Origin of the sequence: Acidiphilium sp. C61 (genome assembly GCF_905116885.1) — a bacterium.
In the GTDB taxonomy this organism is placed as follows: domain Bacteria; phylum Pseudomonadota; class Alphaproteobacteria; order Acetobacterales; family Acetobacteraceae; genus Acidiphilium.
Genome location: NZ_CAJHNI010000005.1, coordinates 1,055,511 through 1,077,389 on the forward strand (window position 1 = coordinate 1,055,511; position 21,879 = coordinate 1,077,389).

Genomic DNA, 21,879 nt, shown 5'->3' on the forward strand with positions numbered 1-21,879 from the left:
GATGAAGCGCCTCGCCCTGCTTTCGCCCCGCCAGCGCCAGGCGCTGTTCGCAGCCCTGCTGATGGTGCTCCTGCTGCTGCCCTTCCTTGGCATCGGCCAGGCGAATATCGACGTCGCGGCGAATAGCTGCGCCTATGCGGCGCTGGCGCTCGGCCTCAACATCGTGGTCGGCTTCACCGGCCTGCTCGATCTCGGCTATGCCGCCTTCTTCGCCATCGGCGCCTATGCCTATGGCATCCTGAACTCGTTCCAGCTCCACCCGCACTGGAGTGCCGCCTGGGCGCCGCTCGCCGCGATCGGCTTCGTCGCGAAGCTCGGCGCGGGGGCGGCGGCAACGGTGCATTTCACCTTTCCCTTCTGGCTGATGCTGCCGGCCTCTGCCGTCATCGCCGCCTGTTTCGGCATGGCGTTCGGCGCGCCGACGCTGCGGCTGAAGGGCGACTATCTGGCCATCGTCACCCTCGGCTTCGGCGAGATCGTGCCGATCGTGGCGCGCAACTGGTCCTCGCTCACCAACGGCGCCGAAGGGCTGAACGGCGTCGGCCCGCCGGTGCTGCTCGGCTACCGCTTCGGCATCAACGCGACACCTTATTACTATGTCGGCATCGGCCTCGTGCTGCTGCTGCTGTTCATCTCGCTGCGCCTGAAACCCTCGCGGATCGGCCGAGCCTGGATGGCAGTGCGCGAGGACGAGATCGCCGCCGGCGCGATGGGCGTGCATACCACGCGGCTGAAACTGCTCGCCTTCGCCATGGGCGCCGGGTTCGCCGGCATGACCGGCACGTTCTACATCGCCAAGCTGCAGACCGCGACGCCGGACATGTTCGATCTGCCGGTCTCGATCATGGTGCTGGTGATGATCGTGCTCGGCGGGCTGGCCAGCGTCTGGGGCGCCATTCTCGGCGCGGTGCTGCTCGAATTGCTGCAGGCCTGGTTCCTGCCCGCCCTGTCTGGCTGGGTGCAGGGGCTCGGCAACGCGATCCACTCGCCCTTCCTGCAGAATCTCCAGCTCACCTCGGCCTCGGAACTGATCTTCGGCATCATCCTCGTGACCATGATGCTCTACCGACGGGACGGGCTCGTTCCGGTCGGCCGGAACGAGGTGCGGCTGAGCTACGAGCAGCAGGACGCCGCCGTCTCCCGCGGTGCGGCCCCGGCCGTGGCCAGGCTGCGCGCCGGGCTCGCCGAGGCCGCCACCGACGCGCGGCCCGCCGTGCTCGAAATCCGCGACCTTACAGTGAAATTCGGCGGATTGACCGCGCTGAAATCGATCTCGCTCGATGTCCCGGCGGGCAGCATCGTCGCCGTGATCGGACCGAATGGCTCGGGCAAATCCACCCTGTTCAACAGCATCACCGGCCTCGTGAAACCCTCCGCCGGCGTGGTGCGATTCGCCGGACGCGATCTGCTGGGCCTGCGGCCGGACCAGGTGCTGCGCGCCGGCGTCGCCCGCACGTTCCAGAACATCCGCCTGTTCCCCAACCTCACGGTGATGGAAAATGTGCTGATCGGCCAGCACAGCCATCTCTCCGCCGGCGCCGCCGGGGCTGTCCTCGGCCTGCCCCGTGTGCGCGCCGAAGAGCGTGAGGCGCGGCAATTCGTGCTCGAATTGCTGGCGATGTTCGGCAACCGCCTGGTGCCGCGGATCGACCAGGGCGTGGCGCAGCTCTCCTACGCCAATCGCCGCCGTGTCGAAATCGCCCGCGCCCTCGCCTCGCGCCCGCGCCTGCTGATGCTCGACGAACCCACGGCGGGGATGAACCCGGCGGAAAGCCTCGAACTCGCCGAACAGATCGCCGCCTTCCGCGATTTCGGCCTCACGATCCTGCTGGTGGAGCACAAGCTCGATGTTGTCACCCGCCTGGCCGACAACGTGATCGTCCTCGACCATGGCGAGAAGCTCGCCGAGGGACGCGCCGAGGAGGTGCGGCGGAACGAGGCGGTGATCGAGGCCTATATCGGCCGGGGTGCGGTCGATGCCTGAGGAAACCCTGCTCGAATTCGCCGGCGTGCACACCCATTATGGCGACCTGCACGTGCTCAAGGGCGTCGATTACACGGTCGCACGAGACGACATCGTGGTGCTGCTCGGCGGCAATGCCAGCGGCAAGTCGACCACGATGAAGACGATCATGGGCACCGTCACCCCCTCGCAAGGCGAAGTGCGCTTCCGCGGCACGCCGATCAACCGGCTCAGCACCTCCGAGCGGGTCAAGCGCGGCATCGCCCCGGTGCTCGAAGCCCGGCGGCTGTTTCCGCGCATGACGGTCTACGAGAATCTCGAAATGGGCGCCTATACGCGCAAGCGCGGCCCAGATTTCGACGAGGATCTCGAACGCGTCTACGAGCTGTTCCCCCGCGTGAAGGAACGCCGCCACCAGCTCGCCGGCACGCTCTCCGGCGGCGAGCAGCAGATGGTCGCGATCGGCCGCGCGCTGATGGCTCGCCCGGCGCTGATCTGCATGGACGAACCCTCGATGGGCCTCTCGCCGCGCTTCGTCGAGATCGTGTTCGGCATCATCCAGACCATCAACCGCCAGGGTGTGGCGATCTTCATGGTCGAGCAGAACGCCCACATGGCGTTGCAGATCGCCAGCCGCGGCTACGTGCTGCAGACCGGCCGCGTCGTGCTCTCAGGCCCCGCCGCCGACCTCGCCGCCAACCCGGCGATCCGCGAGGCCTATCTCGGCGAGCTGCAGGTGGAAGACAACTAGCCCGGCAGCAGCACGTTAGAGCACTTTCCGATCCATCAGGATCGGATGTAGTGCTCTATCATATTGATAAGTCGAGCATCTTTATCCGATCAGATGGTTCCATCTGATCGGATTATGCTCTAACGCCGAAGATCTGCAGGAGCAGAACAACATTGAGCCCGAGGATCACGATGGCGCCGCCGATCGCGGCTATGGCCGTGATCCCGCGCACCGCGAGCGCGCCCATCAGCGCGCGCCTCGTGGAAAACCACAGCAATGCCAGCATCGGCACCGGCAGCGCCAGGCTCAGCACCACCTGGCTGAGCACCAGCGCCCGCGTCGGGTTCACGCCGAGGCCGATCACCACGAAGCCGGGGATCATGGTCAGCGCCCGGCGAAGCCAGATCGGGATCGAAAACCCGACAAACCCCTGCATCACCATCTGCCCCGCTAGCGTGCCCACCACGGAAGACGACACGCCGGAAGCCAGCAGCGAGATCAGGAAGATCACGGCGGCGCCGGCCCCGAGCAGCGGCGAAAGCGTGCGATAGGCCGCGCCGATCTCGGCGATCCCCTGATGCGCCGGGTGGAAGGCGCCGGCAGCCATCGCCACCATCGCCATGTTGACCAGCCCGGCCACCCCGAGCGCCGCGAGCACCTCGATATTGGAATAGCGCACCAGCCGCCGGCGCTGCGCCGCATCCTGCGGCGCGACCCGCGCACCAGACAGGCCGGAATGCAGGAACAGCGCGTGAGGCATCACCGTGGCGCCGACGATGCCGACCGCGATCGTCAGCGCCTCGGCATCCGGCAGGGACGGCAGCACCGTGTGCAGCGCCGCCTGCCGCCAATGCACCGGCACGATCAACAGCTCGGCGAGATAGCAGAGCGCGATGACGCCCACGAGCGCGCCGATCGCCAGTTCCATCGGCCGAAAACCGCGCCGATCGAGGAGCAGGATGCCGTAGGTCACGATCCCGGTAATCGCCATGCCCGCCATCAGCGGCAGATGCGCCAGCAGCGCGATGCCGATGGCACCGCCGAGGAACTCGGCAAGGTCGGTTGCCATGGCGGCGATCTCGCTGACGATCCACATCGGAATGGTCAGCGCCGGCGGCAGAGTGTCGCGGCAGAGTTCGGCGAGGTTCCGCCCGGTGACGATCCCGAGCCGGGCGGACAGGCCCTGGAACAGCATCGCGATCAAGCTGGCGAGCAGCACCACCCAGAGCAGGTCATAGCCGTAGCGTGCGCCGGCCTGGATATTCGTCGCGAAATTGCCGGGGTCCATATAGGCGATCGAGGCAACGACCGCGGGCCCGGCAAAGATCAGCGGGTTGCGCCACCCGGCACGCCCGGCCAGCCGGTCCGCGACGGCGCGTGCCGTCCGTTCGCTCAGCCCTGGCCGGGAAGCAAGGTCGCTCACTGCAATCGAAGCCCACCCATGAAAATGTAGCCTAGGCTATATATGCGGCCGCAATCAAATTTTGAAGATGCCCGATCGCGCGAGCACCCGAACGCAAAATGCCGGCTGGAGGCGAACCCCCGGCCGGCATCGTGTCATCGTTTTCAGGATATTGGTCTGGATCACGCGCGGGCTGCCGTCGGAGCCCGCCGATGCGCCTCATTCGGTCTTGAGGAAGTCGAGCAACTTGTCGATGGCTTCCTGCTTGCCCAGCCCCTCGAGCGCACCATACTCCGCGGCGAGACGGTCGAGCGCCTGCTCGAAAATCTGGCGTTCGGAGAAGCTCTGGTCCGGCTGGCCGGCGTTGCGATGCAGGTCGCGCACCACCTCGGCAATCGCCATCGGATCGCCAGAATTGATCTTCGCCTCGTATTCCTGCGCCCGGCGCGACCACATGGTGCGCTTGACCCGGGCACGGCCCTTGAGGGCGGCGAGCACCTCGTCGAATTGCTTGCGGCTGGAGAGCTTGCGCAGGCCCGCCGTGCGCGCCTTGTTCACCGGAACGCGCAGCGTCATGCGGTTCTCGTCGAAGGTGATGTGGATCAGTTCAAGCTTCTGACCAGCAATCTCCTCGGCGGCGATGCGCTCCACCTTGCCGACCCCATGGGTGGGGTAGACAACGTGATCGCCGGGCTTGAAGGTCTCGGCCTTGGCGATCGCGCGCTGCGGCAGCACGGGACGCGGACCCGGCGGAGGCAGGGCATCGCGTTCGGCTTCGGTGGCTTCAGGTTCAGTCTGGGCGGCATTCGGGCTGGGCATATCGGGCTGTGAGTCCTTCTCGGTCTTGGCCATAGGGGCGTCGACGGCGGTTCTGGCGGCGCGGCGGGGCGGCGCCTTCTCCGGGCGCAATTCAGGTGGTGCCGCAGCCGGTTTGCTGGCCGCCTTCACGCGGACTGCCTTGGCACTGCTGCTGACGTCCGCACCGGCGGATGCCGGATCGGTAGAAGCGGGTCGTTTCATGCTGAACCTCGAAAGCAAAGCGATCGAGGGCGCGTACCGCGCCACTCAAAGGCCGGACGAACACCGGTTCAGCATGGATACCACAAATTTCAGGCCCGGTGAACGCCCGGCCGGGGAACGCTCAATCCTTGTGTGGTTCCGACGATAGCAACTCTGCCTTGCCGGGCCGGTCCTTCCACGCGTCGGCATCCGCCGGCGGGGTGCCTTTCCTGGTGATGTTCGGCCAGACGGTCGCGAGTTCGCGGTTCTTCTCGATCCAGGCAGATGCCTTGGAGTCGGAATCCGGGACGATCGCCTCGGCCGGGCATTCCGGCTCGCATACACCGCAGTCGATGCATTCGTCCGGGTGGATCACCAGCATGTTCTCGCCCGCGTAGAAACAGTCGACCGGACAGACCTCGACGCAGTCCATATACTTGCACTTGATGCAGTTTTCGGTGACCACATAGGTCATCGGGCACTCCTGGGCATGGGATGGATCGAGGGGCGATATGCCCCCAACAGCCGGCCAGCGCAAGGCGGCAGCCTTGCATCAGTCCTCTGCAACAATCTCGTAGAGCCCGCGCGCCTCGGCGGCCGGACCGCGCCGGGCCGCAAGCGTGACCACACGCACGACATGAACGCCCTGCGGCAGGGAGAGGGTCAGCACATCCCCCGGGCGCAGCTTTGCATGCGGCTTTTCGGTGACCTGGCGGTTGATCCTCACCCCTCCCGCGGCGACGAGCCGCGCCGCAACGCCGCGGGTTTTGACGAAGCGCGCATGGAACAGGAACTTGTCGAGTCGCTGCCACGAGGCATCCTCGCCGCCCGCAGGCTCAGGAGGCGACACGCCGCAGCGCGGCCAGAACCGCAAAAGGATGATCAGGGTTCGGCGGCGGCACCGGGCGCGCTGCCTTGCGCGGCGGTGGAGGTGGACCGCGTCTGGGGCGCCGGAGTTCGATCATCGGCGGGCGCGGCGGGCCGAACATGTCCGGTTCCATCGCCTCGCCGGGGATGAGCCGCAGCCCGAGGCCGCGCAGCACCGCGGGCAGATCCTCATGGCCCACGCCCAGCCGCGAGGCGAGCATCTGCGGCGCCGGCGCCGGACGGCGGCGCGCCGCATGGCGCAACTCGCCCGAGAGGCGCTCGGCGATATCGAGCCGGATCGCGCGCGGACCAGCCACCACCCAGCCGAGATAAGCAGCGAGCCCGGCCGGCCAGTCCGGCGCCGGAAGCGAGACGAGGCCGGGCGGCGGCAGATCGGGCAGCGTCCGGCGGTGCCATGCCGACCAGAGGATCGCGCGCAGCGCCGCCGCCCGCGGCTTCAGCAGCGCCGGCATGTAGAGAGCGAAGGCGCCATCCCGCACGCCGATCCGGCGCAGCTTCGCCCGCAACTCGCCTCCCGCACCGCCCGAAGCCAGCACGCCGGCCTGCTCGGCCAGCCGGTGCAGCACGCCGCGCAGCGCCGGATCCGTCTCGGCCGCCTTCGCCGCGCCGAAGAGCGGCGCCAGCCCCTCGGCGATCACGCCATCGACGAAGCGGGCCAGCCGCGCGCGCACCGTCTCGCGCTGCGATCCATCGAGAAACTCGCTGTCGATCACCTCGACCGCCGGCGCCAGCAGCGTGGCGCCGCGCCGCAGCCGGGCGATCGGCGTTCCCTGCCAGGCAATCGCGCCAGCCGGCCCCAATGCAAAATCGGTATCTGCCGCAGCCTCCAGCCGGGCGACGCGGCGCGGCATCTCGCTGGCCAGGGCGCGCCGCGCCGCCCGCAGCACGATCCGCTTGTCCACCCCGCCCACCGAGGCGTCCGGCTCGAAGCGGAACCCCTCGATCCGCCCGACCGGATGCCCCTCGACCACCACATCGCCCGCCCGCGTCACGGCGGACAGCAGTTCGGCGGTCTCGGACTGTTCCAGCCGCCGGGTCAGCCGCGCCGCCCGGCGATCGACGAAACGGGCCATCAGTTTCTCGTGCAGCGCGTCCGAAAGCAGGTCCTCCGCCTCGCGCGCGCGGCCCTGCCAGTGTGCGGCGTCGCGCACCCAATCGGCGCGGGCGGCGATGTAGGCCCAGATCCGGACCTCGGTCAGCCGCTGCATCAGTGTGTCGATATCGCCGTCGGTGCGGCCGAGCCCGCCGATCTGCCCGGCAACCCAGTCCTGCGGCAATACGCCCTCGCGCAGCAGATGGGTGAAGACCCGGGCGCAGAGCCGCGTGTGATGATCGGTGGCGAGCTTGCGGAAATCCGGGATCTGGCACGCTTCCCAGAGCAGCCGCACGGCGCGGCGGCCGCGCGCGGCCTCGCGGATCGCCGGGTCATGCGTCAGCGCCGACAGCACCAGCACGTCCGACGCATCGTTGCCGCGCACGAGACCGGCTCGGTCGGGCGGTGCGAGCAGGCTGCCCAGCAGCGCATCCGGCGAGGCGAAATCAAGGTCCGCGTTCCGCCAGGCGAGCTGTTCCAGCGGCTCGAAGGCATGCGCCTCGACCGCGCCGACCAGTTCCTCGGTCAGCGGCGGGCAGGTGCCGGTGGAGCCGAACGTGCCGTCGCGCATCCCCCGCCCGGCACGGCCGGCGATCTGCGCCACCTCGCTCGCGGTCAGCAGGCGCGGGCGATGCCCGTCGAATTTCGACAGGCCGGCAAAGGCGACATGGTCGACATCCATGTTCAGCCCCATGCCGATCGCATCGGTCGCGACCAGGAAATCGACTTCCTTTTCCTGATACAGCGCCACCTGCGCGTTGCGCGTGCGCGGCGAGAGCCGGCCCATGACCACCGCGCAGCCGCCGCGCCGGGTGCGCACCGCCTCGGCGATCGCGTAAACCTCGGCCGCCGAGAAGGCGACGATGGCCGAGCGTGGCGGCAGGCGGGACAGCTTCGCCGGGCCTGCATGCGACAACTGCGACAGCCGCGGCCGCGTCTCGATCTCGGCCTCGGGCACGAGCCGGCGGAGCAGGCGGCGGATCGTCTCGGCGCCGAGGAACATGGTCTCCACCATGCCGCGTGCGTGCAGCAGCCGGTCGGTGAAGACATGGCCGCGATCGGGATCGGCGCAGAGCTGGATCTCGTCAACTGCGACGAATTCCACTTTCCGGTCCAGCGGCATCGCCTCGACGGTGCAACTGAACCAGCGCGCCTCGGCCGGCACGATCTTTTCCTCGCCGGTGATCAGCGCGACGTGCCGCGCCCCCTTCACGGCGACCATCCGGTCGTAATTCTCGCGCGCGAGCAGGCGAAGCGGAAAGCCGATGATGCCGGAGGAATGGGCCAGCAGCCGTTCGATGGCGAGATGGGTCTTGCCCGTGTTGGTCGGGCCAAGCACCGCCTTCACACGCGGGGCGAATCCGGACATGCCCCGAGTGTGGCGCTTCCACCGCCAAATGCAAGGCACGACGACATGCCCGGCGATTGCAGAAGCGCTGCGCCTCCCCTATCTCGCAGGGCGCAATCCGACCCACCCGCAAGGGTTTTTGCCAAGAGGGACTTCTGATGAACACCGCAACCGCGACCGACCGTCCGTTCGACGCCGAAGTGGGCCGCCTGCTCGATCTGGTGGTTCATTCGCTCTATTCCGAACGCGAGATCTTCCTCCGCGAACTCGTCGCCAACGCCGCCGACGCGATCGACCGGCGCCGCTTCCTCGCCCTGTCGGACGAGAGCCTGGCGCTGCCCGAGGGCGCCGCCATCCGCATCAGCATCGACAAGCCGGCGCGCACCATCACCATCGCCGATGACGGCATCGGCATGACCGGGGAAGATCTGGCGAGCCATCTCGGCACCATCGCCCGCTCCGGCACCAGGGCCTTCACCGCGTCCCTCGCCGAGGCCAAGCCCGAGGACCGGCCCAACCTGATCGGCCAGTTCGGCGTCGGCTTCTACTCCGCCTTCATGATCGCCGACCGCGTCGAGGTGACCTCCCGCCGCGCCGGCACCGACGCCGCGCACAAATGGTCGTCCGACGGCACCGGCGGTTACCGCATCGAGGCCGCCACGCGCGAAATCCCGGGCACCGACATCGTGCTGCACGTCAAGTCCGACGCCGACGAGTTCCTCGAACCGGTCCGCCTCGAGACGATCCTGCGCAAATGGGCCGACCATGTTTCCGTGCCGGTCGAGATCGAGCGCGACGGCAAGTTCCAGAAGGCAAACGAGGGCACCGCGCTCTGGCGCAAGCGCAAGGCCGACATCGAGGAGAAGGACTACACCGATTTCTACCGCCATCTCGGCCACATGTTCGACGAGCCGTGGGCGACCATCCACTGGAGTGCGGAGGGCACGGTCGAGTTCTCCGCCCTGCTCTTCATCCCCGGCCGCTCGCCCTTCCCGGTGACCGAGGATGACCGCGAATCCCATGTCCGCCTGCATGTGAGGCGGATGTTCATCACCGACGACGCGAAGCTCCTCCCCACCTGGCTGCGCTTCGTCGAGGGCGTGGTCGATACCGAGGACCTGCCGCTCAACGTCTCGCGCGAGATGCTGCAATCCACCCCGGTCCTCGCCCGCATCCGCAAGGCGCTGGTCAACCGCGTGCTGGGCGAGCTGAAAACCCGCGCGAAGGAGGCCGAGACCTATCGTGGCTTCATCGAGCAGCACGGCCCGATGCTGAAGGAAGGCATCTACGACGACGCCGACCACCGGAACGACATCGCCGCCCTCGCCCGCTTCCGCAGCACCCACGGCGAGGAGCTGACCTCGCTCGACGATTATGTCGCGCGCATGAAAGACGGGCAGAAGGACATCTACTACATCACCGGCGAGGACCCCGCGCGCCTCGCCGCCTCGCCGCAGATCGAGGGCTTGCGGGCGAAGGGCTACGAGGTGCTGCTGCTCTCCGACCAGATCGATTTCTTCTGGCCCGAACGGCTCGGCACCTATGAGGGGCACAAGCTCGTCCATGCCGGCCAGGCCCGCGAGATGTTCGACGTCGCCGAGACGCCGGAGCCGCTGAAGGCGCTGATCGACGCGCTCAAATCCGCCCTTGGCGAGCAGGTCGGCGAGGTCCGCGCCTCGACTCGGCTCACCGACAGCCCCGCCGCCCTCGCCGCCGGCGAGGCGCAGCCCGACCTCGCCTTGCAACGCCTGCTGCGCCGCGCCGGCCGACCGAGCTTCGCGCCGCCGCCGGCTCTTGAACTCAACCCCGCGCACCGGCTGATCGAGAGGCTCGTCGCCCGTGCCGCCGCCGGCGAGGCGATGGACGACTGGGCGGCCCTGCTGCTCGACCTCGCCCGCATCCAGGATGGCGAATCCCCGGTCGATCCCGCCCGCTTCGCCCGCCTGGTGGCGGACAGGATGACCGGCACACCCGGCTGAGGCATAGCGGCGCCGGTCTGCCTGGGCCGGCGCCCTCCCCTACCGATCCAGCGCCACAACTCCGGCGGGCGCTTCCCGCCGCACCCGTTCCGCCTCGCGCAGCAGGCGGAGAAAATTGCCGCCCCAGATCTTCTCCAGCGCCGGACGGTCGTAGCCGCGGCGCACCAGTTCCGCCGTCAGCGCCGGGGTTTCCGCCGCGTTCATGTAGCCGGCAACGCCGCCGCCACCATCGAAATCGGTGCCGATACCGACATGCTCGACCCCGATCCGGCGTACGACATAGTCGACATGATCGGCGATCGCCTCCACCCCGATCTCGGAGGGTTTCGCGCCGCGCTTGAGAAACGCCGAAACCATGGTGATCTGGATCAGCCCGCCGGTTGCGGCGAGCAGGTCGAGCTGCTCGTCGTCGAGATTGCGCGGATGGTCGCAGAGCGTCCGCACGCAGGAATGGGTGGCGATCACCGGGGTGCGCGAGAGCCGCGCGGCCTGCATCATCGTCAATTTCGCGGTGTGGCTGACATCGACGAGAATGCCAAGCTCGTTCATCCGCGCGACAGCAGCCCGCCCAAGTTCCGAAAGCCCGCCATGCAGCACCGCGGTATCGCCGAGCTCGGCGCGCGGAATCGCGGCATCGGCAAGGTCGTTATGGCCGTTATGGGTCATCGTCATGTAGCGCACACCGCGCGCCGCAAATTCATCGAGGGTCGTGAGGTCCCCACCGAGGGCGGCACCATTTTCCACCACAGGGATCACAGCGAACCTGCCGTCCCGATACGCAGCCTCGATAGAATCAGCCGTCACGGCGAGGCTTGTGCCGGGCTGGCGGCCCATGGCCGCAATCGTGTCGAGCATCGCCAGCGCCCGCGTCTTCGACGCGGTGCTGCAAGCCGGGGTTCGGCGCCCCTGCGGGACATAGGCGGCGAAGCAGACCGCCCCGACCCCGCCGCGCAGCGCCTTTGGCAGATCGACGCAACGCGGCCCGTTATGCATGAAATCCGCCCCCTCGGGCCACGGGATATCGACATGCGTGTCGATGACGAGAAGATCGGCGTGATCGTGATGTGTCATGTCCTAACCCTCACCGGAGGCAGGCCATGCGGTCAAGAGCAAGACCGCTCAACCGAGACCGAACAGCCCGTAGAGGCGCAGCATCGGCGGCCAGGCCCGGCCGATGGGAGCATGCAGTGCAAACAACAGGGCGATCAACACCAGCAACACGCCGCCAGAAACGATCCACTGCACCCGTTCGGACGGCCAGAGTTCAACCGATGCGGCAGAGATTTTCCTGGGCTCCACGACCAGGGGGGGATCGGAAACCGGGAGCGGCGAGGGTTCGGGAATCGGCGAGGGTTCCACCACCGGCTCAGCCGCCGGCTCGGCCAGGGCTTTCGCTGCCGCGTCGGGCGCTCCAGTATCGGAAGATCCAGTGTCGGGCGATCCTGTGTCGGCCTCTGCTTCCGCCTCTGCCTCGGCCGCAACGGCGTCCGGCGTGAGATCCCAGACATGCAAGCATGCGGCGCAACGCACGGCTGCTGGCAATCGCGCCGCCATCTCGTCCGGCAGAACGTAAACAGCCTCGCAATTCGGGCATGCGGCGCGCATGACGCGTTTCATGGCAGTTTCGCTCCACCCGCGCAACAGCCGCCATACGGGCCCGATGCCGGTTGATCGTGGCCGGGAGCCGGGGCATTGAAGAGCAATGATCCGCTTCACCCATGTCCGGCTGCGCTATGGCAAATCTCCGGCCACGGACTCCGTTGCGCTCGACGATATCGACTTCGAGATCCCGGAAGGTGGGTTCCGGTGGCTGACCGGCCCTTCGGGCGCCGGCAAGACCAGCCTGCTCAAACTCATGTATCTCGCGCTGCACCCGAGCGAGGGGCGGATCGACCTGTTCGGCACCCCCACCTCGCGGCTCGACCGGCGGGGGACTGCCTTGCTGCGGCGGCGGATCGGCGTCGTTTATCAGGATTTCCGGCTGCTCCAGCATCTCACCGCGTTCGACAACGTCGCCCTGCCGCTACGCCTCGCAAGGCGCAAGGAGGCGCAGGTCCGCGCCGATGTCACCGAACTGCTCCGCTGGGTCGGCCTGTCCGGCCGGCTCGATCACCGGCCGGACGAGATGTCCGGCGGCGAGCAGCAGCGCGTCGCGATCGCGCGCGCGGTGATCGCCAAGCCCTCCCTGCTCGTTGCCGACGAACCTACCGGGAATCTCGATGACGATCAGGCGGAGCGGCTGATGCATCTCATTCGCTCGCTGAACCGTCTCGGCACCACGGTCATCGTGGCGACCCACAATCTGGGCCTGGTTGCCCGCCACCCGGCGCCGATGATCGAACTGCAGGACGGAAGGATGACATGGCATGGCTAGGCACCGCCACGCCTCGCGCGCCGACCGGATCGGCCTGCGCGCCGCGATGGCGGACCGGCTGCTGCCCTTCGTGGTGGCGGCGATGTCCTTCCTCGCGGCGTTGGCGCTTGCCGGCAGCATTGCCGCCGGCACGCTCGCCACCCACTGGCTCAGCGGCGCGCAGAACCTCCTGACGGTCGAGGTCGGCTCTCCTGCGGCCCCCGCCGCCAGCGGGAACACCTCGCGGATCGATGCCGTGCTGCAGCAGATGAAAGCCATGCCCGGGTTGGCCGACGCGCGCCGGCTTTCCGATTCGGAATTGGCGGATGTGCTGAAACCCTGGCTCGGCTCGGCTGCAACCGGAGCCAGCCTGCCGATTGCGCTGCCAGCGGTAATCGTCGTCCATGCAGGTGCGGGATCGGTCGACACCGCAACGCTCGCGACCGCCCTCGACAAGACCGCGCCGGGAACGCTCGTCGATTCCGGATCGCGGTGGGCAGGCCGGATCGCGGAACTGACCGATAGTATCCGCGCCTCTGCGGCGGCGGTCCTTGTGATCGTGGCGCTGGTCGCGGCCTCGGTGGTCGCGGTCGCGGTGCGGGCGGGCCTTGCCCAACGGCGGGAAGCGATCGAGATCATCCATGGGCTCGGTGCGCTGGATTCCGACATCGCCAACCAGTTCGCAGGGCGCGCCATGCGTCTCGCCGGGCTGGGCGGGCTGATCGGCGGACTTGCCGCGCCGCCCGTGCTGGCCTGGGTCGGCCATCTTGCCGCCGGCCTCATGATCGCCCCGACATCCGCGTCCGGCGGGCTTTCGCTGATCGCGGGACTGCCGCCGTTGCTGGTGGCGACGCCGCCGATCTTCACTCTTGCCGCCGCGGCGATCGGCTGGATCGCAGCACAGGTAACCGTCCGCGGCTGGCTTCGGCAACTGACGTGAAGCCGGCCGATGACATCGGGATCGGGCGGCACCGCAGGCCGGCACGCCGGCGGTCCGGCCGCCTGCGCTGGGCGCTTGGCATCGTGCTGGCGTTGCTGCTGGTCTGGATGGGCAGCTTCGGCTGGTTCCTCAATCTGATCGCCACCGAACACGCGCAAAACCCGATGCCGCACGCGGACGGCATCGTCGTGCTCACCGGTGGCGCCGAAAGGGTGAAGGCCGGGCTGGAACTGCTCATGGCCGGCGCGGCGCCGCGGCTGCTGATCTCCGGCGCCGGCGAAGGAACGTTTCTGGGCGACTTCACGGTCAGGGACGGGATCGATGCGAACGCCAAGGCCGCCGACATCGACATCGGCCACTCAGCCGCCAGCACAAAGGGCAATGCGCGCGAAACCGCGGCCTGGGCGAAGCGGTATCATATCGCCTCGCTCATCGTCGTCACGGCCGATTATCACATGCCGCGCGCAATGATCGACCTTCACCGCGCCATGCCGGACGTCAGGCTTGTGCCCGAACCCGTCCGTCCGCCCGCGATGACCCATCCCAGCCAGCCGCACATTCTGAAAATCCTGATGGCCGAGTTCATCAAGTATATCGCCGTGCGGCTGCATCTGGACGGCATCGCGGCACATCGAATCGAGGCGCATGGCTGATGTTTCTGCTGGGATCGCTCTTGTTTCATGCCTTCATATTGGTTTCCGGCCTCACCGCCGGATTGTGGGCAAACCTTTTGCTGCGCATCGCCCCCGAAAAGGTTCTGCCGTTCGGCCAGGCCTGGGCGCGCCTCGCGCTGCGGGCGCTGCGGGCACTCTGCGGAATCGCGATCGTGTATGAGGGGCTGGAAAACATCCCTGAAGGCCCGGTAATCCTTGCCGCCCAGCACCAGTCGGCGCTCGACACCATGATCTGGTTCACCCGACTGCCCAAACCCGCCTACGTGATGAAGCAGGAGCTCAGCCGGATCCCGATTCTGGGGCCGCTTCTGGTTCCCTCCGGCCAGATCCCGCTCGACCGATCCGGCGGGGCAAAGGCACTACGAGACCTGACCGAACGGGTTCGCGCCGCGGCCGCCAGCGGTCGGCAGATCATCATTTTCCCCGAAGGCACCCGCGTGGCTCCGGGCGAGCGGGCCCGATTGCAGCCCGGCATCGTCGCGATCGCCAAGGCAACCGGCTTGCCCGTCCTTCCGGTCTCGACGGATTCTGGCCGTGTGTGGGGCCGCAACTCGATCCGCAAGTATCCTGGCACCGTACATGTCGAGGTGCACCCGCCCCTGCCGACGGGCCTTGACCGCACGGCGATGCTTCAATCTCTGGAAACCATTTTTTATGGTGAGACGCACTGTGGATAACTCTGTGCGCAATTATCGGATGTCTCTGAAAAACGCTGTGAGTAGATTTTCATAAATATATGTTTTATAACAATTTTCTTCTTATGTTCCGATTGAGCGCCGGATATGGTCACTGATGGGGATAAGCAAACTGGCCAGGGTTTCGATGCTCCCGCCACAGTGGAAGCCAAAAGCCGGAATTGGTAAATTTCGCCGTTTCGCTTATGTGGTCTCGTTATGTGGTTGACGGACTTCAGTACGCTGCTCGGCTCTGCTGCGGGCAGCCCCCCGCTCGAGATCACGACGATCATTCTCGGCACCTTCATTCTTGAGGATGCCGCGACATTGCTTGCCGCAATGCAGGTTGCCGCCGGCGCCGTGTCGCTGCCGATCGCGCTTGGCTCGCTTTATGCCGGCATCGTGCTCGGCGATATCGGGCTCTACTGGCTTGGCCGTCTCTCCGGCCGCCATCCCTGGGCGCACCGGCTGGTGCCTCAGCGCCGGCGGGATATCGGGCGGGATTGGGTCAGCGTGCGGATCATCCCCGTGGTCGTGGTCAGCCGCTTTATCCCCGGCCTGCGGCTGCCCACCTACACGACTTGCGGATTCCTCCGCGCACCATTCCTGGCCTTTGTCGCGGCGGCAATCCTCGCGACGCTCGCGTGGACGAGCCTGCTGTTCTTTGTCAGCCTGAAGCTTGGGGCGCTAATGGTGCATTATCTCGGCCCCTGGCGCTGGGTTGGACTGGCGGTTTTCGTGGTGATCCTGATCATGGTAGGCAGGGTTGCGGCACGGTGGCATGCTGACCGCATCGGAAAGGACGCCCTATGAGCGATGTCTCCCCAGCGTCGAGCGTTTCGGCGGGGCCGGCCGGGCGACGGGATGCCAGTCCCGTCTCGTTCTTCGAATTCTGGCCCGGTTTCATCTTCTATGCCCCCGTTGCGTTGTTCTGGCTGTTTCAGGCGATTCGTCACCGCAGCGTGACGCTCCCCGCGCTGACCAATCCCCGCATCGAGGCAGGCGGGATTTGCGGCGAGTCGAAGAACGACATTCTCGACCTGTGCGGCCCCGAGGCGCGGCGCTGGATCGCTCCCTATGTCGGGATCACGACGCCGGCGCATCATGGCGGTGACGTGGCGATGGCCGAAGCCGCCATGCGGGAGGCAGGCCTCGCCTATCCCGTGGTGGTCAAACCGGACATGAGCTGCAATGGCGCAGGCGTTCGCCTCGTTGAGAACGACGCCGCCCTGGCCGCCTATCTCGCCGAATTTCCCCGGGCGACACGCCTTCAGATCCAGGCGCTGGTGCCGCATGAGGGCGAGGCGGGACTATTCTACATCCGCGAGCCGGGCGCGGCACGCGGGCGGATCACATCGATCACGCTCAAATATGCGCCCGTGGTCATCGGCGACGGCCGGTCGCGCATCCGCGACCTGATCGGCGCGGACGCAAGGCTGAACGCGGTTGCTGATCTGCTGCTCGGCAAGCTCGGAACCGGCGCATCGCGCATACCCGAGGCGGGGGAACGGGTGCGGCTGGTTTTCGTGGGCAATCATTGCCGAGGATCGACCTTCAAGGATGGCCGGCATCTGATCACCCCCGAACTCACCGAGCGCATCGAGACGATCGCGCGCGACATTCCCGATTTCCATTTCGGCCGGTTCGACCTGCGCTACACATCAGCAAGCGCGCTGCGCAGAGGCGAGGGCTTCTCGATTATCGAGGTCAACGGCGCTGGCTCCGAGGCGACCCATATCTGGGACCCGCAAACCACGATCAGGGAAGCCTACCGGGCGCAGTTCTTTCATTACGGTGCCGCATTCAGGATCGGGGCGGCGATGCGTGCGAAGGGTGTGCCGCGTTACGGCACGCTGCGCCTGCTTCGGGCGTGGCGACGGCAGAAGGCCCTCATGGCGCTCTATCCGACCAACGATTGATCTGATTGTACGCGATGAACTCCCTCAGGCTAGGTTCTGGACTCAACTGATCCATGATGTGACGGCGAGGACGAGGCAAATACCAGCGAGGAAATTTCGTGCGGTTTTGTCATATCGTGTGGCGATGGCGCGCCAGTCCTTGAGCCTGCAGAAGGCGCGTTCGATGAGATTGCGCTTTCTGTAGGCGACGGGGTCGAAGGGCGGAATGGCGCGGCGGTTGGGCATGGGCGAGATCACCGGCCTGGTGCCTTGGCGGGTGAGGAAGGTGCTAAGATCATCAGCGTCGTAGGCCTTGTCGGCGATCAGCTCTTCTGGTGGCGGTATTGTAGGCAGAAGCGCCCTCGCGCCGCTGATGTCGGAGGCCTGTCCTGGCGTCAGGAGGAGTGCGGCGATGCGCCCCTGCTCATCTGCGACGGCGTGGATCTTGGTCGTCCGTCCACCCCTCGACCGGCCGATGGCCTGGCTTTGCGCCCCCCTTTACCGCCCGCGGCCGCGCGGTGTGCCCGAACCGAGGTGCTGTCCACCATGGCGATGCGCGGCGGATCCGCGCAGGCGACAAGCGCCGCGAAGATCTCCTGCCAGAGGCCACGCTGGCTCCAGCGGTTGAACCGGTTGAACACCGTGGTTCGTGGCCCATAGGCCTCAGGAAGCGTTCGCCATCGCAAGCCCTCGCGAAAGCGATGCAGGATGCCGCTCAGCACCCGGCGGTCATCAACCCGAGGCTTGCCGCCAAGCTTCGGCAGCAATGGTTCGATCGCAGCCCATTGCGTGTCGTTCAGCCAGAAAAGTTCCGCCATGTTCCAAGTCCTCCGAACAGACTTGAATCAGACGCCCCGTAGTCATGGCAATAGGTACAGAACCTAGAGCATCATCCGACCAGTTGGAATCATCTGATCGGATAAAGATACTCTAATTATCAATGTGATAGAGCACGACATCCGATCCGTCAGCATCGGAACGTGCTCTAGCGGAGCGACACGATTCGCAGGCAGCCAAGCCGCCGGCAATCAACAGGGAATACCCAGGGCCTCCAGGGTCGAACGGCTTTCGCGGAGAAAACTCTCCATCCCGGTCGCCAGGGCCACGCACATCTCAGGCCTGTCGCCCATCGCCTCCGCCGCCCAGCGTTCGATGGTGTCACGATCGGGCGGTGGCAGGATCGTCCCTTCGGCCGCCGTTTCCCGCCGCTCCTGTTGACGCAACACCGCGAGCGCTCCAGCCGCCGGCAGGTTGAACCCCCCGCCCTGTGCCGGCACCGCGAAAGCGACAGTTTCAGTCATCGCGGTGCCTGCCACCTGGGTGGCAAACATCATGCCATTCAGTGCCCGCGCGGATGCAGTCATCGGCCGGCCGGGCGCGGGAAGGAGCACAGCCTGTCCGGTTCCCACCAGCAGGGCGACGAGTTCGGCGGGATTGTCGGATGCCGGCGAGGCGCCGTTCGGTCGGGCCAGGCTCAAGAGTTCCTCGACCGACGCGCCCCCTTGCGCGAGACGAGCAAAGACCGGCTCGTAGAATGCCGGGTTCATGGATAGTTCGCCCGTCGGCGAGGGGATGCCGAGGCGACGTTGGGAATATGGCAGGGCAAGGCCGAGCGTCAGGCCGCGCAAGATGCTGTCGCGTGGGACCATCGCGACCCGTCTTCCGCCACGAACATAAATATCATGACGCAACGGCCGGCCGAGAGTGACATCCTTGATGAGTTCGGTCATCGCCGAATCGCCGAATTGCCGGGCGACTTCCAGCGCTGCCGGAGGTAGCGTCACCTCGGCGATACTATCCAGGATACGGGAGGACCCGACATAGCTCAGCCCGACATCCGAGAATGCCGCCGCAACGTCAGCGTGGAAGCAGGGGCGCCAGTCGGCATTCATGAACTCATGGGCCAGATACGCCGCAGGCTTGTCTGCCAGCATCTGCAGCATGGCACGCGTCCGCTCATCCGTTGCCTCGCCAAGCGGGCCGAAAAGATGGCGAACAACCCCGAAACCGCGTTCGACCTGGCGGTCCGCCCGATCGGCAAGCCTCAGTCCCGCTTCCCGCACCAGGCGCTGCAGTCCGACCACGCCGCCCCAGCCGGGAAGCAGATTGTAGCTGACATGGCACAAACCGCCGGGCACCAGCCGACGCTCAAGCAAACGCAGGATGCCGGCGCGGACAGCATCGCTGACCCAGGTCCAGACGCCATGAAGGCTGACCGCATCGACAGCGGGAAGGTCCGTATCATCGAAATCGGCGAGGTCTGCCTCGATGAACCGGCAATTCCGAATTCCGGCCCGCGCCGCCATTTCACGCGCGTCAGCAACATGCGCGCGATTGAAATCGATGCCGGTTACGGTCCAGCCAGGGTTGGCAACGGCCATGACCAGCGCCGTGAAACCACGGCCGGAGCCGATATCGAGGAAATGAAACGGTTCGTCCGGACCCGGCATGCGTGCATCCTGGCCCGTCAGAAGCGCCACGAGCGCCGTCAGCCGCGGAGACTGCTCGACGTAATAGCCGCTGGAATAGGTGATGTCGGTCACATATCCGTTACTCAGATTCATGCTCCCGAATCGCTTTTTGTAACCGCAATCATAATATCTACATCCTTCATCCAGACATGAAACGCTATCCAAACCAGAAACAGGCAGCAATATTTTTGCCTGAGCCGCACCACGACATATCCGCTGCCAAGAACTGTTCCCGCCCAACGATGATATAGGGCAAACTTCAGCGCGGCGGCCGTTGCGATTACACAATGTCCAGTATGATGCCGCACGGGGCGGGATGCTGTATGCATGCCCCCTGTGTCTCCGCGAAACCATCAAGTCGTACGACTGTGTTGAAACGCTGAAAATGAGGGGCTTCCATGACATGATGTAAATATTCATGTCGCCCGGCAGCCGGTATGGCCGGGGTTCAACGATTTCCGTGGCAAATCCGCCAGGACCCGAGCAGAGGCCCCCTATGGACCAGCTTTCCCTTATCAACACCTTTATCCGGGTCGCCGAACGCGGGTCGTTTTCTGCCGTTGCGCGTGATTTCAACACTTCGCAGCCCGTCATCTCACGCCAGATCGCCGCTCTCGAAGACCAGTTGGGCGTCAGGCTGATCCAGCGCACGACCCGACGACTCTCGCTGACCGAGGACGGCCAGATCTATCTTGAGCATGCGAAAGCGGTTGCCGACGCCGTCGATGCCGCGACCGCGAGCGTGGGCAGCGCGCGGAAGACACCGACCGGGCAGGTGCGCCTCGGCGTTCCCACGGCTGTCGGCCTCTATCTCGCGGCAAGGCTGCCCGAATTCTTCGCCCGCAATCCCGAAATCTCGCTCGACCTCAAGATGCGCGACGGCGCGTTCGACCTGATCGAGGAGGGACTGGATCTTGTGATTTCGGTGGTCGAGGCAACGCAGGCGAGCGTGATCACCCGCGTTCTGGGCACGGCCGCCTCCGTTCTCGTCGCCTCACCGGCCTATGTCGCCGCGCGCGGCGCGCCGGACACACCGCAAGACCTGCTGCGGCACGAATGCATCGTCTACACCCGGCCCGGCGCCGAGAGGGAATGGCGGTTTGCGCGCGATGGAATCGAGGAAACGGTGAGCGTGCAGGGCCGGTTCCACGTTGATTCGAGCGAGGCCGTGCGCCGCGCCGCACGGGCGGGGCTTGGAATAGCGCTCCTGCCGCGACTTACTACGATCGACGACGTCGTCGCCGGGCGGCTGGTTACCCTGCTCGACACTTTCGTGCCGATGAACGTGAAGATCCACGCAATCCTGCCATCCCGCCGCTATATTCCGGCGCGCACGAGGGCCATTCTCGATTTCCTGCAGGAAGAACTGGAGAAGACCCCCTTCCTGCAATCAACAGCGGGGATGGCGGGCGTTCATGCGCCGATCTTCGACTGAAGCGGCCACGCCGGATGGCGGTGTGGCGGTTTCCCTCAGCGGGCGACCATCTCACGCTCCCGGTCAGACCTGATGAGGCTCAGCTGAACCGGCCCATAGGTGCTGCTAAGGGCGAGGGACGGCTCGCCAGGGAGTATGGGCGTGGCACGCGCGAGGCGAACGCCGCCCAGTGCCGACCCGAAACCGGCCAGCAATGCCACCGTCAATGATGCAACGGCAATGAATTTCTGCACAATCACTCTCCAGATACGAAGGCGGGCCGGCACGAGAATGTCTCCGCCCGACCATGTTGCATTGCGATATGGCCCGGAAGCTGCCCGATAACCATGCCGAATTTCACATTTCTTTCATGAAGCTGCGGGATGAATGGGGGGACTCGCGCGTCCGCCCTATCCAGACCCGCCAGTGCAGGCAACCGCGAACTCAGGTCTGGCGCAGCACTGACAGCGCGGCGTCCGCCTCGTCCGGATCGAGATCGACCGCACGCTCGGCGATATCGCGGGCGAAGCCGCCGCGCGCGAGGGCTGCAAGGGCGCGCACCCGTTCGCCGGGACCGAAGGGCGGCAGGCGCCGGCGGCGCAGATAGGCGCAAGCCGCGGCGAGGTCGCGCGCCGGATCCTCCGGCACCACGCTCTCGGCAAGAGCCGAATCCACTCCTTTCCCAGCAAGATGGGCCAGCGTCGCCCGGCGTGACTTACCCTGGCGGGTCAAGCGGCGCGCCCTTCCATCGGCAAACGCCGCATCGTCGACGGCCCCGACCGCGGAGAGCGCGTCCACCACCGCCGGAACCGCAACCCGCGCTTTGCGGAGCGCGGCCGCGATTGTTTCGGCCTCAAGCCCGGCGCCTTCGGCGGCCCGCGCCCAGCGGTCGATCCTGCGGTTCAGAACGCGGGCGAGTCCTGCCTGCGTTGCCGCGAAACGGGCAAGATGGGCAAGGGCGCTTTCGCGCAGCGTGGCCTCATCCGGTGGCTTCGGCAGTGGCCTTGTCGCATTGCGGGTGGCTTTGGACATATCTGCATCCTGCCATGCGGG

The 21,879-nt window shown here is 66.5% G+C and carries 20 protein-coding genes and 1 pseudogene; 10 read left to right on the top strand and 11 right to left on the bottom strand.

All coding sequences use genetic code 11. The annotated features are described in order from the left end of the window. Nucleotide 1: 1 nt before the first annotated feature. Nucleotides 2-1,984, top strand: coding sequence for an ABC transporter permease subunit (locus HUW10_RS07740; protein ID WP_174502966.1), 1,983 nt, complete (start codon nt 2-4; stop codon nt 1,982-1,984). Further along, entirely contained in the window at nt 1,977-2,714 is a 738-nt protein-coding gene (locus HUW10_RS07745; protein ID WP_174502967.1) for an ABC transporter ATP-binding protein, read from the top strand. Before HUW10_RS07740 ends, HUW10_RS07745 begins: the two co-directional genes overlap by 8 nt. A gap of 112 nt (nt 2,715-2,826) precedes the next feature. Here HUW10_RS07745 and HUW10_RS07750 read toward each other — a convergent pair whose 3' ends face one another. From HUW10_RS07750 to HUW10_RS07770, 5 genes are all read right to left on the bottom strand, one after another. Further along, nucleotides 2,827-4,116 carry an Nramp family divalent metal transporter gene (locus tag HUW10_RS07750; protein ID WP_174502968.1) on the bottom strand — a complete coding sequence of 430 codons (1,290 nt, stop codon included), beginning with the start codon at nt 4,114-4,116 and terminating at the stop codon, nt 2,827-2,829. Between the two features lie 198 nt (nt 4,117-4,314). Beyond that, nucleotides 4,315-5,115: a CarD family transcriptional regulator gene (locus tag HUW10_RS07755; RefSeq protein WP_174502969.1), complete on the bottom strand. Its 801-nt coding sequence runs from the start codon at nt 5,113-5,115 to the stop codon at nt 4,315-4,317. 121 nt (nt 5,116-5,236) lie between these two features. Beyond that, nucleotides 5,237-5,569 (bottom strand): ferredoxin FdxA, encoded by a 333-nt coding sequence (gene fdxA, locus HUW10_RS07760; RefSeq protein WP_174502970.1) that lies wholly within the window; start codon nt 5,567-5,569, stop codon nt 5,237-5,239. A gap of 78 nt (nt 5,570-5,647) precedes the next feature. Then, a complete protein-coding gene (locus HUW10_RS07765) occupies nt 5,648-5,944 on the bottom strand; it encodes an RNA-binding S4 domain-containing protein (protein WP_174502971.1) in 297 nt (98 codons plus the stop codon). Further along, nucleotides 5,931-8,444 (bottom strand): helicase-related protein, encoded by a 2,514-nt coding sequence (locus HUW10_RS07770; RefSeq protein WP_174502972.1) that lies wholly within the window; start codon nt 8,442-8,444, stop codon nt 5,931-5,933. The genes HUW10_RS07765 and HUW10_RS07770 overlap by 14 nt, the downstream gene beginning before the upstream one ends. 137 nt (nt 8,445-8,581) lie before the next feature. On the opposite strand from HUW10_RS07770, the gene htpG reads away from it, so the two are divergent. Beyond that, nucleotides 8,582-10,402: a molecular chaperone HtpG gene (gene htpG, locus HUW10_RS07775; RefSeq protein ID WP_174502973.1), complete on the top strand. Its 1,821-nt coding sequence runs from the start codon at nt 8,582-8,584 to the stop codon at nt 10,400-10,402. 39 nt (nt 10,403-10,441) lie between these two features. Here htpG and HUW10_RS07780 read toward each other — a convergent pair whose 3' ends face one another. After that, nucleotides 10,442-11,473 (bottom strand): dipeptidase, encoded by a 1,032-nt coding sequence (locus HUW10_RS07780; RefSeq protein WP_174502974.1) that lies wholly within the window; start codon nt 11,471-11,473, stop codon nt 10,442-10,444. 48 nt (nt 11,474-11,521) lie between these two features. After that, nucleotides 11,522-12,019, bottom strand: a complete 498-nt coding sequence (locus HUW10_RS07785) for a zinc-ribbon domain-containing protein (RefSeq protein WP_236656286.1) — start codon at nt 12,017-12,019, stop codon at nt 11,522-11,524. 85 nt (nt 12,020-12,104) lie between these two features. On the opposite strand from HUW10_RS07785, the gene ftsE reads away from it, so the two are divergent. The 6 genes from ftsE (at nt 12,105) to HUW10_RS07815 (ending at nt 16,962) form a co-directional block, all read left to right on the top strand. Next, nucleotides 12,105-12,776: a cell division ATP-binding protein FtsE gene (ftsE, locus tag HUW10_RS07790; RefSeq protein WP_174502975.1), complete on the top strand. Its 672-nt coding sequence runs from the start codon at nt 12,105-12,107 to the stop codon at nt 12,774-12,776. Beyond that, a complete protein-coding gene (locus HUW10_RS07795) occupies nt 12,769-13,695 on the top strand; it encodes an ABC transporter permease (RefSeq protein ID WP_174502976.1) in 927 nt (308 codons plus the stop codon). Before ftsE ends, HUW10_RS07795 begins: the two co-directional genes overlap by 8 nt. Beyond that, a complete protein-coding gene (locus HUW10_RS07800) occupies nt 13,692-14,348 on the top strand; it encodes a YdcF family protein (protein WP_174502977.1) in 657 nt (218 codons plus the stop codon). The genes HUW10_RS07795 and HUW10_RS07800 overlap by 4 nt, the downstream gene beginning before the upstream one ends. Next, nucleotides 14,348-15,046: a 1-acyl-sn-glycerol-3-phosphate acyltransferase gene (locus tag HUW10_RS07805; RefSeq protein WP_174502978.1), complete on the top strand. Its 699-nt coding sequence runs from the start codon at nt 14,348-14,350 to the stop codon at nt 15,044-15,046. Before HUW10_RS07800 ends, HUW10_RS07805 begins: the two co-directional genes overlap by 1 nt. A gap of 216 nt (nt 15,047-15,262) precedes the next feature. Then, nucleotides 15,263-15,856, top strand: coding sequence for a DedA family protein (locus HUW10_RS07810; protein ID WP_174502979.1), 594 nt, complete (start codon nt 15,263-15,265; stop codon nt 15,854-15,856). Continuing rightward, nucleotides 15,853-16,962: a D-alanine--D-alanine ligase gene (locus HUW10_RS07815; RefSeq protein WP_174502980.1), complete on the top strand. Its 1,110-nt coding sequence runs from the start codon at nt 15,853-15,855 to the stop codon at nt 16,960-16,962. The genes HUW10_RS07810 and HUW10_RS07815 overlap by 4 nt, the downstream gene beginning before the upstream one ends. A gap of 42 nt (nt 16,963-17,004) precedes the next feature. Here HUW10_RS07815 and HUW10_RS07820 read toward each other — a convergent pair. Next, nucleotides 17,005-17,759, bottom strand: a pseudogene (locus HUW10_RS07820) (IS5 family transposase). Between the two features lie 210 nt (nt 17,760-17,969). Next, nucleotides 17,970-19,484: a class I SAM-dependent methyltransferase gene (locus tag HUW10_RS07825; protein ID WP_236656287.1), complete on the bottom strand. Its 1,515-nt coding sequence runs from the start codon at nt 19,482-19,484 to the stop codon at nt 17,970-17,972. 424 nt (nt 19,485-19,908) lie between these two features. Between HUW10_RS07825 and HUW10_RS07830 the strand changes: the two genes are divergently transcribed. Beyond that, nucleotides 19,909-20,847, top strand: coding sequence for a LysR family transcriptional regulator (locus tag HUW10_RS07830; protein WP_174502982.1), 939 nt, complete (start codon nt 19,909-19,911; stop codon nt 20,845-20,847). Nucleotides 20,848-20,882: 35 nt separating this feature from the next. On the opposite strand, the gene HUW10_RS07835 is transcribed toward HUW10_RS07830, so the two are convergent. Together HUW10_RS07835 and HUW10_RS07840 are read right to left on the bottom strand one after the other, a co-directional pair. Further along, nucleotides 20,883-21,080 carry a hypothetical protein gene (locus tag HUW10_RS07835; protein ID WP_236656288.1) on the bottom strand — a complete coding sequence of 66 codons (198 nt, stop codon included), beginning with the start codon at nt 21,078-21,080 and terminating at the stop codon, nt 20,883-20,885. 190 nt (nt 21,081-21,270) lie between these two features. After that, a complete protein-coding gene (locus HUW10_RS07840; RefSeq protein ID WP_174502983.1) occupies nt 21,271-21,858 on the bottom strand; it encodes a regulatory protein RecX in 588 nt (195 codons plus the stop codon). Between the last annotated feature and the right edge of the window lie 21 nt (nt 21,859-21,879).